Genomic DNA, 13,646 nt, shown 5'->3' with positions numbered 1-13,646 from the left:
CACTTGTTTAACAAAGAAAAGCACTTTAAATTTACTCGATAAACTTGAGAAATGCCGATCATCTGTATCTATTTACGCTCCAAGTTAGCATTTTGTCATATTTAAAAAACGCATAAGAAAATATAAGCTACTGTTTTAATTGTGTTAATTTAAGAAATATAGATATACGCTCAATGAAGTACGCAAAGGAGAAACATGATGAAAAAGATTTTTCTAAGTATCGGCCTGCTCACCTTGATTAATGCTAGTGCATGGGCGGCTAATGCCAAAGTAATATGGCAAGCTCCCGACAAGTACACAGATATTCGTGCCACCCACGAGCAGCAAGATCGCTTTCAACAGCGATTATTTACGCACATGGAAAAAGTATTTGCCGATTTAGGTCAAAAACTGCCTGCTGATAGTCAGCTAGAAATCACCGTCACTGATTTTGACCTCGCTGGTGATATCCCCCCGATGCTAGCGGGCCGGATGAATGAGGTACGTGTCATTAAAGATATTTACAGCCCCAAGATCTCGTTTACTTATACTTTTACCCAGAACGAGCAAATTATTTCTGGGACAGAAAATTTTCGTGACCTCAACTTTATGTCTGGCATCAGCCGCATCAATAAAGAAGATGACTTTCAGTATGAAGAAAAAATGCTCAGAAAAAGCTTTGATAAACTTCAGGCGCGCTTAGTTAAATAAAAAAAGCCAAGCAGTGATGCTTGGCTTTTGTTCTATTGCTTAATTACTTAGCAGCAAGTAATTGCTCAATTTGCTCCTTAGGAATTGCCCCAGATACAATTTGGCCTGATTTAAAAATCAGCGCAGGCGTACCGCTAATACCAAGGGTTTCGGCCAGTTTCATATTTTTTTCAACTGGATTTTCGCAATCTGATTTACCTTCAAGCATTTGATCTTTAAGCATAAAATTGCTCCAAGCGGCTTGTTTATCCGCTGCACACCAAATCACTTTTGATTTACGCTCTGCATCTGGATGAATGCTTAAAGGCATTAAGAAAGTATAAATAGTGACATTCGTAATACCATTTAAGCTTTCACGCTCTAAGCGTTTGCAATAAGGGCAATCTGGATCAGAGAATACCGCCAGCACGCGGGAGCCATCGCCGCGCACTTCTTTAAAGGCTTGCTCTAAAGGCAGTTTGCTAAAATCTGTTTTTTGTAATTCAGCAGCACGCTGCTCTGTTAGGCTAGATTTTTTAGCCAAATCAATCATATCCCCAGCCAAGATATATTCACCCTTAGCATCGGTATACACAATCTGCCGCTTTGCAATCACTACCTCGTAAATACCTTTCATTGGCGTGGTGTTGATCGAGGTAATTTCACGGCCAGGTAATTGCTTTGCCAGCTTTTGCTTAAGCTGGGAAATAGAATTATCTGCCGATGCAGAGCAAGCCGTTAAGGCTAAAAAACCAGCAGCAATCAAAACTTGAGTAATAGACTTCATTTTCATAAATATCCTAAGCATCCATTGCATGGCGAATCAATTGTCTTTTTAGCCATGGTAATTGGTTAGTGGCCCCTAAGCCTAGATTTCGTAAAGTTTTTAGCAGGGGATTGGTGTTATTAAATAATTTTTGTAAACCATGACACACACTTTGCATGGTGTAGACCGCTTCACTGCGCGCACGTTCATAGCGACGCAACAATAAATAATCACCAATTTGATTAACCGGCGTTTGTGCCAATAATGCCGCTAATTCAGCCACATCACCAAAACCTAAATTTACGCCCTGCCCTGCTAAGGGGTGGACGGTGTGCGCGGCATCGCCAATCAGCACCACCTTATCGCTCACGGTATGCGGCAATTGATTTAAGCGCAGAGGAAAAGCTGCTGGTGCTGTTATCAGCTGCAAAGCCCCTAAACTTGCCCCGCCTGCTGCGGCAACATGCTGGCACAGCGCTTCAGGAGATAGCGCCATTAATTCAGCCCGCTTGGCATCATTACAAGACCAAACCATCGACATGCGATGACCTGCCAATGGCAACCAGGCCAAGATGCTATCGGGCATAAACCATTGATGCGCCACGCCAAGATGCGGCTTTTCAATTGTGAAATTAGCCACCACGCCAAACTGCTGATACGGCGTGACCTGTGGCTCAATTCCTAGCTGGCTACGCACCCAAGAATTTGCACCATCCGCCCCCACCACCAAACGCGCACGCAATTGACGTCCATCGCTTAGGCTAAGCGTAGCCCCACTCTCATCCACATTAAGTAAGCTAGGCGTAGCAGGTGCAATAATTTGGATATGGCTACAATCGGCAAGAACAGCCCATAGTGCTTTTTGCAGTTCGCGGTTTTCTAGCATAAAAGCCAGCTCATCCACGCCTGCTTCCAGCGCATTAAATTGCAAAGAGGCGGCATGAGCATCGCCAAATATTTTCATCGCAGAGGTAGCTTGTAAACGCGTGGCATCCATCTGTTGCCACGCACCAATCCGCTGCAATAATTGCCGGCTAGCACGGCTAATGGCATAAATGCGCTGGTCCCAAGACTCTAGCGGCCAATCCCAAGCGGGCTGGCGGCCTTCTATTAGCATGACCGTAAGGCTAGTCTGTTTCAGCGCCAAAGCTAAGGCACTTCCTACCAAACCGCCACCTACGATGATGACATCTGCGTCAAAATTTTCCATGGAGCGAAGTTTATCAGGCTGTTGCTTTAGAAACCAAACAAAGAACAGTTTGCTACAGCCAATTTTTCACAGCACTAGGGCCTGTTGACGTATGACTCAAGCGGCACTGGCTGGCTATCTGCGGCCGCCAAAGGCTTCAAGCAGCATATCCTGCTGCGGGAGGACTAAGGTTTCTAGCAACGCCGACTTCTCCCACTCACGCATTGCGGGGTGAGCTAGCATCCATTCGCAATAAATAGCCGCATCATCGGGCAAGGCCACGTTATAGCAATGAAAACGCCAAACAACGGGGGCAAACATTGCATCCACAATTGAAAAATCACCAAACAAATAATGCCCAGCCGTGGCGTAGCGACGCGCCTCTCGCCACAAAAAGCAGATTCGCTCAACATCGTGCTTTACATTCATGACTAGCTCGCCACCTTGAGCGCGCAATTTAATATTCATCGGCATTAGGCTACGTAAGCTGGTAAAGCCTGAATGCATTTCAGCTGAAATACTGCGCGCCCTCGCCCTTGCTTGCACTTCCTTTGGCCACATCTCAGGGTGTTTTTCGGCTAAATACTCTGCAATGGCCAAGCTATCCCAAACATTAAATTCTTGGTCATATAAACAGGGATACAGGCCACTCTCAATGTATTCCCGATACTCACACTCCCCCAGCAAGGGCGCGCTTTTTTCAAGAAAATCAATCTTAAAATGCTTCAGTAACAGCCAAGGACGCAAAGACCAAGAAGAGTAATTTTTGCTACCTATATGCAATTGATACATTTGCCACATCCTTTTGCTAGAGCGCTTTCAATAGCCTATGTCATCGGAATGGTTATTACTAGTTACCCTGCTAAGCTAAAACATGCTGACCCGCTATTTACTCCTGATCGCGGGCTTTGTAAGTGGAATATGCCTGCTGCAAAGCCTAGCGTCCCTACCTGTGCTTTGGCCCTTGATCGCCACCGCGCTAGTCTGCTTTAGCTTGCAGCGTAAGCACTTTATTTTTTTATTACTGGCGGTGATGTGCTGCGGCTTTAGCTGGGCCAATTGGCGGGCGCAACTGCGGATGGCGGATAGGCTTCAGCCAGCGCTTGAGCAGCAACTGATTGAGGTAGATGGCTATATTACTGATTTGCCGCAGGCTACGCGTTTTGGCACACGGTTTTTGTTTATTCCAGAATCAAGCGGCCAGCCCTTACCCAGCAAGCTGCAATTACAATGGTATGGCGCGCCAGATAGGGTCAAAGCGGGTGAGCGTTGGCATTTCTTGCTGAAACTAAAACAAGTGCATGGCCAAAGTAACCCAGGGAGTTTTGATTTAGAAAGCTGGTTTTTGCAGCAGGGCATCGGCGCAACGGGCACAGTAAAATCGGGGGTTCTTTTACCCGATCAACGTGCTTGGCTGCATCGGATTCGTGCCCAGCTACGTAGCAAAATTCAGCAGGCCCTACCCGGTGCGCCGTATCAAGGCGTGATGATTGCGCTCACCGTGGGTGATCAGGGTGCAATTCCTCCCGAGCAATGGCAGCGCTTTGCTGCCACGGGCATTACCCATTTAATCAGCATCTCGGGCTTACATATTACTTTGCTTGCGGCGATTGCAGCGGGTATCTGTAAAGCATGTTGGCGGCGTATTCCCTATCTAGCGGCACGTTTTGCCGCCCAACGCGCCGCACTACTCGCTGGCGTATTTACCGCACTTTGCTATTGCCTGCTGGCGGGGATGGCCGTGCCCACTCAGCGCACCCTCTTTATGCTAGCTATTGCAGCGCTCTGCCTATGGCGGGCGCAGCCCAGCGCCAACAGTGCCATTTGGGCCGCCGCCTTATGCGTCACCGTGGCCATTGATCCATTTGCGGTGTTATCCATTGGATTTTGGCTATCTTATTTGACGGTGGGCGCGCTGCTTTGGGCGGGAGGGCGGCAAATTGGGCAAGGAGCTAAATGGCAGATGTGGATCAGCACGCAGGCCGCCGCCACCATCGCCTCTGCCCCCATCTTGCTCGTGGTGTTTGGGCAGCTGCCGCTGGTTTCACCCTTAGCCAATGCGTTTGCGATTCCTATTGTGAGTGTGCTGATTACACCACTCGCCCTTCTTGGCCTACTCGATCCCTTTGGCTACCTACTCTACGCCGCCGAGCGCTTGTTTGCGGGCACCGACTACCTGCTGCAATGGTGCAGCACCTTGCCCAGTCTTGCGTTTAATATGCCCTCCGCGCTCACCCTTATCCCCGCAGGATTTGGGGTGATGCTATTACTGCTGCCACGCGGTGTACCGGGGCGACATTTGGGGCTGATTTGCTGCCTGCCGCTGTTTATACCGACGCCCAATCACATCGCCGCCAATAGCTACCGGCTTACCGTGCTGGATGTGGGCCAAGGCTTGGCCGTATTAGTACAAACAGCCAAGCATCAGTTGCTATTTGATACTGGCCAGCTACCAAACGGTGAGCGCGTGCTGCTGCCTGCCTTACGCAGTCAGAGCATTCGTCAGCTCGATGCACTGGTGTTATCCCACAACGATATGGATCATATTGGCGCGGCCCCGCCCTTGCTCAAAAATATCCCAATTCAAACCATCTGGCATAGCCTGCCCGACGATCATCCCCTCTTCGCCTCACTGCATATCAACCGGCAACACTGCCAGCTTGGCAAAAGCTGGGTTTGGGATGGAGTGCGCTTTCGCTTTATCTGGCCCGATCCGGCCTACTCCGCAAGCACCGATAACGCCCGCGGCTGCTCTCTACTGATCGAAAATGATCAGCATACTGCGCTCATCCCCGCCGATATCGGCATCCATGAAGAAACCGAGCTGATTAATCAGGGCTTGGGAAAAATCGATATTCTGCTGGTGCCACACCACGGCAGTAAATCATCGTCGTCCTTAGCCTTTGTAGAGACAACAACGCCACACTATGCTGTTTTTTCAGCTGGCTATTTAAACCGCTTTGGCCACCCCAAGCCAGAAATCACCGCCCGCTACGCCGCCGCCCAAGCAATCAACTTACGCACAGATCAAGAAGGCGCGCTGATTTTTGATGTGGATAAAGAAATAAAGCTGAACAGCTGGCGAAGAGCCCACCGCCATTATTGGCAGCAGGCCAGTGCGGCGTTTTAGCCGCTGATAGTCAAAACAAACACAAATTTTTACTGAGCATAAGGCGCGGTTAGTGTGCACCGCCATGCCATAACATCGTGCCCAGAATGGCCTGCTTTGTAGATATTTAGCCAGAGCACTGCAATAACCCACGCATACCGTAAGCTATCGCATGCGTCATTTACAGGGGATAAGCTGGGCTGGTAGCTGATAAATCCAGCCATTTTCCCGTTGAGACTTGGTTGAATTTCTTCTGCGCCAGCGCATAAAACTGCTCTGTTGCCACAGGCAGCTGTAAATCCGCCACCGAATCAAGCGCCATTTGGCTAAGCGGCAGCCCATACATGGCAAAGATTTTACGCACGTCTTGGCCGATGATTTTAGAGCTCAGCACATAGAGCAGCTCATGATTGCTGATGGTGTTATTTGCATAACGGCTCATGCCATATTTATTGCCAGCGGCCCACTCCTTGCTGACTAAACGATCCGCCTTGGTCAGCAGGGTAAAGTAATCCATGCTGGCCTGCATGCTAGGCACGGCTTCTTTAGCGCGATATTTGCTGAATAAAAAAGCCAGCTGAAAATGCACCGCTCGCATTGGGTCTTGTGATTCGCCCCCCCACAGACGTGCCTCCATATCGGCACGCTGAGCTTCACCAGTCTTCCCACTTTTCCGGTTTTCTACAATGTACTGATAAAGCGCTGGGTGATCAGTGATATGGCCATTATCTAAGCCGATCAATGCGAACTGACGCATCATATGGGTGCTGGCCAGAATATTATTATCACACTCCACCAAGCAGCCCTTGCCGTTCAGCTCAATATGCATCACCCGTTGCACGGTATTGTGGCCCAGCTCGTGCGCATGGCCCCAGCCGGTGCCGCTGATTCCGGCGTAGCCATCAGAGGGATTACCAGAGCAGAGATAACCGCAGGCAGCAATCCAGCCCACAAAATGCTGCACACCAGGCGCACGATGCACCGACCCATCACATGTCCAACCCGCAGACGTACAGAACGTGGCTACATTGCTCGACATCGGCATATTGCTATAGCCGTTGGCGATATGATTGGAATCGAACAACATGCCTTTAATTTGATCGACGATATAAACTTTTGGATCCAGACTACCCATTGCCTCAATGGCATAGGCCACGGTTTGCTGAATTTCACCGCCGGTAAATTTAGCCGTCTGCCAGCCGAAATCCTTACGATTTAAGGCCGCCACCGCTTCATTAACCTCGGCATCGCTTTGCGGCTTAGTAAAATCAAAATGTGCGTATTTGGCTGTGCCACGAATCTTCAGCGTGACGCTTTGACCAGGCGTTGCGCCGCTGTAATTCAGATAAAGCGGGCCACCAGATGGCGTAACAAAAACGGTTTCACCACTGGTTTTTAGCGGAATACTGAATGAATGCGGGCGGCGTGGCCGCTTATAGCCTTCGCTCACCGCATCGACCAGCGGGTTACCCCAGGTACGCAGGTAGTTGGTCTGCACAGCCAGCTTGCCATTGCCGCCGCTCACTTCAATATAAAGCGGCTGGCCTGGCACAGCAGCGCGCCCAATAGCGGTAGTGCCATCTGTTTGAGCAATGGTGACTTCGATGGTTTCGGCGCTGCTGCTCACTGGTAGGCTTTGTGCCGCTACCGGCATAAAGTCCCCTTGCCCCGCTTTGGCCACCGTGGTGCTAGCACGGTTAAACACCAGCCATGAATCAGCTGCGTAGGTGCGCAAAAACTCAGCGGGCTGGGTCTCACGATTAATTTTGCCGTAGACAATATCTGGGCGATAGAGATCCGCCCATAGCACCAGCAGCTGATGCAGATCGCTAACCGGCTCTGCAAAAATATCAACGCCGGCGCTTTGCTGAGTAGCCAGCTCGTTGTGTAAGGCCGTAATAGCATCAGTGGATGCGCTATCTTTGCTCAGATCAAGGCTCAAACTACTGCTGCTCATTTGTGAAATGGCCTGCACCAGCGGCGACATCTTATCGCCCGCTTTCAGCACATCGCTCAAGGTACGGCCGCTGCCCACCGATGTACCGGCAGTGCTGGCAAAATAATTACCGCCATAGCCGCCCAAACTCATACCTAAGCCCTGCAAGACTTTACGCCCGCCTGCAGAATCGCCCCAATTGGGGTGCATATAAATAACCGCTTTACCGCTATTCAAGTAATTACGCACTTGGCTGGCCAGCGCCGCTTCATCTTTAACCGCCCCACCATAAATCAGCACATCCGCATCCTGCCCGCAGCTGCTCACGGCCAGATCACAGCCGGTGGCTGCTGTACCCATACGGCTTAGCAGCTTAGTCACGGTTTTAGCGTCGTAGCCTGCCGTTGCAAATTTTACTGTGGCAGGTAATGGGCCAGCAGCCTTGCCAGTCAGCACCCAATTAAAGGCTCGGTTAAATAAGGGATAGTGCTGGCTTTCTGTTGATTGAGCCGCCATCCAGCTTAAAACATCGGCACCATAAGCTAAGCCACGGCCCTTGCCATATTGCGCAATCGCCGCCATGCCACGGCCCTCGTCCGAGGTGATGAGCGGGCTGGCAATGGTCGATAAGCCAATGCCTATCAGATTGCTGTTTTTGCCGATATTCAGCGTTAAATCAAGATTAGCAGCGCCATAGATATCGCCCAAGGCGGCATTTTGCTGCTGCTGATAACGCTTAGCCAGCGCTAAAGCCTGCTGTAATAGTGGCTCACGCTGGGCCGTGCTTAAGCCTGCTACGCTGCCATTTTTAACGGCGGTAGCAATTAAAGCGGCATCGTTGCTCGACACACTGCCTGTAGATGAAGCAGTGCTAGATGAATCAGAACCACCACCTCCACAGCCCGTCATTAGGGCAAGGATCAGCGTACTCAGAAGTGCTTGATATTTCATCAGAAGAATGGCCTTTATAAAAAAGCAGTGCTACTCGCGATTTGCTGTGCAGCGAATCGAGAATATTAGAAATTTATAATACTTACAACTGCGCAGAGTATATGACATCAGCGTTTTACACCATCCACAATCTCCGCAATCTGCCCGCCTAAAACTCCCGCCGTCTATCAGACGCCCCTGTCCTCTCCCCCATCTTGGTCAAAAGTGATACAGGCCTAGCCCTCGGTTAATAAAATCTATCAATCACATTTAAACAATCAATTTGTTTTAGCTATTATAAAAACCCATAATCGCTTCAACAAGGAGCCACCATGAAGCAAGACACACTTGGGGAACTCTTTTGCGAACTGCTTGCCAGTCTTAGCTGGATGCAGTGATCCCAATCTTTGCAAAGGAAACACATCATGACATCGAAAAAACTCACCACCCAAGCAGGCGCACCCGTTAGCGATAACCAGCATGCCATGACAGCAGGCCCCCGCGGCCCAATGCTGATGCAAGATGTTTGGTATATGGAAAAGATGGCGCACTTTAATCGTGAAGTGATTCCAGAGCGCAGAATGCACGCCAAAGGCTCGGGCGCTTACGGTACATTTACGGTAACGCACGACATCAGCCAGTACAGCAAGGCCAAGATTTTTTCTGAAATTGGCAAGGAAACGCCGCTGTTTATGCGCTTTTCTACCGTAGCCGGTGAGCGCGGTGCGGCGGACGCCGAGCGTGATATTCGCGGTTTTTCGATGAAGTTTTATACAGAGGAAGGCAATTGGGATCTGGTCGGCAATAACACACCGGTGTTCTTTTTACGCGACCCGCTTAAATTTCCTGATCTAAACCACGTGGTGAAACGCGACCCGCGTACCAATATGTTTAACGCCAATTCGCAGTGGGATTTTTTCTCCAGCCTGCCAGAAGCCCTGCACCAAATCACCATTGTGATGAGCGATCGCGGCCTACCTAAAAACTACCGTCAGATGCACGGCTTTGGCAGCCACACTTTTAGCCTGATTAATGCTGACAACAAACGCACTTGGGTGAAGTTCCACTTTAAAAGCATGCAAGGCATTGAAAACTACAGCAATGCAGAGGCTGCAGCCGTGGTAGCTGCAGATCGTGAAAGCTCGCAGCGCGATTTATACAACAGCATCGAAAACGGCGATTTCCCACGCTGGAAAATGGCTGTACAGCTAATGACTGAAGCCGAGGCGGACAACTACGCCATCAACCCTTTCGATTTAACCAAGGTCTGGCCACACGGTGACTTCCCGCTGCATGAAGTCGGCATTCTGGAGCTGAACCGCAACGCAGAAAACTACCATGCCGAAGTGGAACAATCGGCGCATAACCCAGCCAATGTGGTTCCCGGCATCAGCTTCTCGCCAGATAAAATGTTGCAAGGTCGCTTATTTGCTTACGGAGACGCGCAGCGCTATCGCCTAGGTGTAAACCACGGCCAGCTACCGGTGAATGCCCCTAAATGCCCATTCCACAATTACCACCGTGACGGGCAAATGCAAACGGGTAATTACAATGGCAGCGCCTACCCAAGCTACGAGCCAAACAGCTTTGGTGGCCCAGTTGAAGACCCAAGCGCAGCCGAGCCACCTTTGGCGCTTCACGGCAGCGCCGACCGCTACAACCCGCTGCAAGATCAGCCCGATGATTACATCCAAGCAGGTAATTTATTCCGCTTAATCGGCAAAGCAGCCCAAGAGCGCCTGCTGGGCAATATGGCCGGCGCGCTTAGCCAAGTGACGGTAAAAGAAATCCAAGTGCGCCAGCTGCGCCACTGTTACCAAGCAGACCCGGCTTATGGCTTAGGATTAGCGAGCCGCTTGGGGATAGCTGAGGCTGAGATTAAGTAAACAGATTAGCTAAGCTGTAAATCAATAAAAGGTCACCCGCAGGGGTGACCTTTTTTTATGCTGATCAGCCCTTTAGCTTGAATGCGTTTTATCCGACCAGAGAATTGCGAAAATTTATAACAACTGAGTAAATAACGCTTCAGTAACTTCGGCAGGTTGATTTTGAGCTTGATTACACACAACAGGTAAAACGCCATTTTTACTTCATGCCAAAATCTGGCAGGTCATTACCTCGCTACATTACATACTCACGCCTCGTAAATTATCCCTCCAAACCACACCAAGTTTTAGCTTCGCCCCACACACGGGTACAATCCTCCCTTTGCTGCGCATAAGATTCGCCATGTCTCCCCATTCAGTTCTTGAACACGTCTTTGGTTACCGCAGTTTTCGCGGTGAACAGGAAACTATTGTTAGCCATGTGGCAGGCGGTGGGGATGCGCTGGTTTTGATGCCGACTGGCGGGGGAAAATCGCTGTGTTATCAGATCCCCGCTCTACTCAGGGATGGCTGCGGCGTGGTGGTATCCCCACTGATTGCGCTAATGCAAGATCAGGTAGATGCCTTAAAAGAGCTGGGTGTTGCGGCGGCGTTTTTAAACTCTAGCCTCAATCAAGATGAGGCGCGTGCGGTTGAAAACGATTTTATCAGCGGCCAACTCAAGATGCTGTATGTGGCACCAGAGCGGCTGGTTACACCACGTTTTATGGCGCTATTAAAACGTGCGCAGATTGGCTTGTTTGCGATTGATGAGGCGCATTGCGTATCGCAGTGGGGCCATGATTTTAGGCCGGAATATCTGGCGCTATCCCTTTTAGCCGATGAATTCCCAGGTATTCCGCGCATTGCCCTTACCGCTACGGCGGATCACGCCACGCGCAGCGAGATGATAGAGCGGCTGCGCCTCGAAGACGCGCAAAAGTTTGTCTCTAGTTTTGATCGCCCCAATTTGCGCTACGCCATGGTGGAGAAAAAAAACGCCCGTGATCAGTTGCTCACCTTTATCCGCCGCGAGCACGAGGGCGATTCGGGCATTGTGTATTGCCTGAGCCGTAAAAAGGTTGAAGACACCGCGGCTTGGCTACGCAGCAAGGAAATCAACGCCCTGCCCTACCATGCTGGGCTAGATGTCAGCGTGCGCACCAAGAATCAGCAGCAGTTTATTCGCCAAGAAGGCGTAGTCATGGTGGCGACCATTGCCTTTGGTATGGGCATTGATAAGCCCGATGTGCGCTTTGTGGCCCACCTTGATTTACCCAAAAGCATAGAAAATTATTATCAAGAAACTGGCCGTGCGGGGCGTGATGGCCTGCCTGCGAATACCTGGCTGGCTTACGGCCTGCAGGATTTAATTTTGCTCAATAGCATGATTGATAATTCTGCCTCGCCGGATATGCAAAAGCTGGTAGAACGCCGCAAGCTGGACGCGATGCTGGGGCTAGTGGAGGCCACGGCCTGCCGCCGCCAAACGCTGCTGGGTTATTTTGGCGAAGAAAGCCAGCCCTGTGGCAACTGCGATAATTGCCTGAACCCGCCTAAGCTGGTGGAAATGACCGAGGCGGCCAGAAAAGCGCTGTCGTGCATCTTTAGAACCGGCAATCGCTTTGGGGTTGGGCATTTAGTCGATATTTTGCAGGGCAAGGCCACGCCTAAGGTCAAAGAGCATTTTCATGAGCGCATCACCACCTTTGGCATTGGCAAAGAGGTGGATGAATCGAGCTGGCGTGCGGTGTTTCGCCAGCTGCTAGCCCGTGGAGCCATCCGCCTCAACGCATCCGGCCACGGCGGCTTAGAGCTAACCGATGCGGCAAGACCACTACTCAAGGGTGAAACCACGCTGTATTTACGTGAGCGCACCGAGAAGTTTAATTACAAAGGCGAAAAAGGCAGCGACTTTAGCAATGCTGCCGACCAAACACTCTGGCAAGCCCTGCGCCGCTTACGCAAAGAGCTAGCCGATGAGCAAAATGTGCCAGCCTATGTGATTTTTGGCGATGTCACGCTCAAAGAGATGGTGCGGCTACGCCCTGGTGATCATTATGAAATGTCACGTGTTTCTGGTATTGGTGATCGCAAATTAGAAAAATATGGCAATGAATTTTTAGAAGTGATTGCTGCGCATCATTAAGCACGCCCCTCCATCAAGCCAATAATAGTATTTAATAATAATGTGACTCTGCACAGCTAAAATAAAAAAGACTCATAGTATGCAAAGGATAAAAATGAGCAGCAGAATAAGCCGCTACTTATCAGGCTTGGTTGCCATTGTGCTATTTAACTCAAGCATGGCGGCCGATCTACACGCCTATACCGAGGATTTACCACCACTTAATTATTTGCAGCAGGGCCAGCTACAAGGCTATAGCGTAGAACTACTGCAAATAATCGCTCATAACGCAGGTATTAACATCGATATTGAGGTACTGCCTTGGGCTAGAGCAGTTGCCACTGCCGATGCAGACCCAAACAGCATTTTATTTACCGTCGCCCGCACGCCCGCAAGAGAAGAGCAATACCAATGGCTAGGCCCAATTAGCAAGCGGCGCATTGTATTAATTAAACTGGCTCATCGTGGCCATATTCAGGCTAAAACAGTAGAAGATGCAAAAAAATACACGGTGGGTGCCGTGCGTGAATCAGCATCGGCTAAAAAACTACAGCAACTTGGCTTTATCCCCGATAAATCACTTGATCTATCCCCCAATGATGCCATTAGCTTTAAAAAGCTGATTAAGCAACGCACCGATATTATTGCAATTTTAGACTGGGGTGCGGCATGGCAAGCCCGCGAGCAAGGGCTTAAATATACTCAATTAAGCACCGTTGCCGTACTTGATGATGATCTTGATTATTACTTTGCTTTAAGTAATAAAATTAATCCTCTACAGTTTGCTAGGCTAAAAGCGGCATTAGTTCAAGCAGAAAAAACGGGGAAAATAGAGCAGCTTCGGCACAAATATTTTAATTAAAAGACGCTACTCATTACGCCTTGAGGCATACAAAAACCACCTAGCACGAAGCAGCTAGCACTTTTATCTAAAGTATGGCAAGAAAAGTAAAACCCATATGCCATTGATTTAATTCAGGTATATTTCAGTGAATAAGCCTGCCAGCTCACCCTTACTAGCGATGAACGCTGCTAGCACTTAGGGCTATGTAGC

General features: G+C 49.8%; 9 protein-coding genes. 5 read left to right on the top strand and 4 right to left on the bottom strand.

Annotated elements, in window-relative coordinates; genetic code table 11:
- The first annotated feature begins 195 nt into the window (after positions 1 to 195).
- A complete protein-coding gene (locus Q0R17_RS14535; protein WP_293936026.1) occupies positions 196 to 690 on the top strand; it encodes a DUF3016 domain-containing protein in 495 nt (164 codons plus the stop codon).
- A 43-nt stretch (positions 691 to 733) separates the two neighbouring features.
- Here the strand turns inward: Q0R17_RS14535 and Q0R17_RS14530 are convergent, their stop codons facing one another.
- The 3 genes from Q0R17_RS14530 to Q0R17_RS14520 all read right to left on the bottom strand — a co-directional run bounded on the left by Q0R17_RS14530 (position 734) and on the right by Q0R17_RS14520 (position 3,416).
- A complete protein-coding gene (locus tag Q0R17_RS14530; RefSeq protein WP_293936025.1) occupies positions 734 to 1,462 on the bottom strand; it encodes a DsbC family protein in 729 nt (242 codons plus the stop codon).
- Between the two features lie 7 nt (positions 1,463 to 1,469).
- Positions 1,470 to 2,645: a UbiH/UbiF family hydroxylase gene (locus Q0R17_RS14525; protein ID WP_293936023.1), complete on the bottom strand. Its 1,176-nt coding sequence runs from the start codon at positions 2,643 to 2,645 to the stop codon at positions 1,470 to 1,472.
- A 114-nt stretch (positions 2,646 to 2,759) separates the two neighbouring features.
- Entirely contained in the window at positions 2,760 to 3,416 is a 657-nt protein-coding gene (locus tag Q0R17_RS14520) for a glutathione S-transferase (RefSeq protein WP_293936021.1), read from the bottom strand.
- Positions 3,417 to 3,498: 82 nt separating this feature from the next.
- On the opposite strand from Q0R17_RS14520, the gene Q0R17_RS14515 reads away from it, so the two are divergent.
- The gene (locus tag Q0R17_RS14515; RefSeq protein ID WP_293936019.1) at positions 3,499 to 5,754 is read left to right on the top strand and encodes a DNA internalization-related competence protein ComEC/Rec2; all 2,256 of its coding nucleotides are present in this window, start codon (positions 3,499 to 3,501) and stop codon (positions 5,752 to 5,754) included.
- A gap of 160 nt (positions 5,755 to 5,914) precedes the next feature.
- Here the strand turns inward: Q0R17_RS14515 and Q0R17_RS14510 are convergent, their stop codons facing one another.
- Positions 5,915 to 8,620: an ImpA family metalloprotease gene (locus tag Q0R17_RS14510; RefSeq protein ID WP_293936018.1), complete on the bottom strand. Its 2,706-nt coding sequence runs from the start codon at positions 8,618 to 8,620 to the stop codon at positions 5,915 to 5,917.
- Positions 8,621 to 9,024: 404 nt separating this feature from the next.
- Here Q0R17_RS14510 and Q0R17_RS14505 point away from each other — a divergent pair, with 404 nt between their 5' ends.
- From Q0R17_RS14505 to Q0R17_RS14495, 3 genes are all read left to right on the top strand, one after another.
- Complete coding sequence (locus Q0R17_RS14505) at positions 9,025 to 10,485, top strand: catalase (RefSeq protein WP_293936017.1); 1,461 nt, start codon at positions 9,025 to 9,027, stop codon at positions 10,483 to 10,485.
- Between the two features lie 343 nt (positions 10,486 to 10,828).
- Positions 10,829 to 12,613 carry a DNA helicase RecQ gene (gene recQ / locus Q0R17_RS14500; protein WP_293936016.1) on the top strand — a complete coding sequence of 595 codons (1,785 nt, stop codon included), beginning with the start codon at positions 10,829 to 10,831 and terminating at the stop codon, positions 12,611 to 12,613.
- Positions 12,614 to 12,707: 94 nt separating this feature from the next.
- Positions 12,708 to 13,454 (top strand): ABC transporter substrate-binding protein, encoded by a 747-nt coding sequence (locus Q0R17_RS14495; RefSeq protein ID WP_293936015.1) that lies wholly within the window; start codon positions 12,708 to 12,710, stop codon positions 13,452 to 13,454.
- The last annotated feature ends 192 nt before the right edge of the window (positions 13,455 to 13,646 follow it).

Source organism: Iodobacter sp., assembly GCF_025352645.1.
Classification (GTDB): Bacteria; Pseudomonadota; Gammaproteobacteria; order Burkholderiales; family Chitinibacteraceae; genus Iodobacter.
Note: the sequence above shows the minus strand (reverse complement) of the source record. Positions and strands in the feature narration are given on the sequence as shown.

Coding starts and splice junctions, on each gene's coding strand:
- Q0R17_RS14520 (WP_293936021.1), bottom strand. CDS start 3,416: ATGTATCAATTGCATATAGGTAGCAAAAATTACTCTTCTTGGTCTTTG.
- Q0R17_RS14515 (WP_293936019.1), top strand. CDS start 3,499: ATGCTGACCCGCTATTTACTCCTGATCGCGGGCTTTGTAAGTGGAATA.
- Q0R17_RS14505 (WP_293936017.1), top strand. CDS start 9,025: ATGACATCGAAAAAACTCACCACCCAAGCAGGCGCACCCGTTAGCGAT.
- Q0R17_RS14510 (WP_293936018.1), bottom strand. CDS start 8,620: ATGAAATATCAAGCACTTCTGAGTACGCTGATCCTTGCCCTAATGACG.
- recQ (WP_293936016.1), top strand. CDS start 10,829: ATGTCTCCCCATTCAGTTCTTGAACACGTCTTTGGTTACCGCAGTTTT.
- Q0R17_RS14530 (WP_293936025.1), bottom strand. CDS start 1,462: ATGAAAATGAAGTCTATTACTCAAGTTTTGATTGCTGCTGGTTTTTTA.
- Q0R17_RS14525 (WP_293936023.1), bottom strand. CDS start 2,645: ATGGAAAATTTTGACGCAGATGTCATCATCGTAGGTGGCGGTTTGGTA.
- Q0R17_RS14535 (WP_293936026.1), top strand. CDS start 196: ATGATGAAAAAGATTTTTCTAAGTATCGGCCTGCTCACCTTGATTAAT.
- Q0R17_RS14495 (WP_293936015.1), top strand. CDS start 12,708: ATGAGCAGCAGAATAAGCCGCTACTTATCAGGCTTGGTTGCCATTGTG.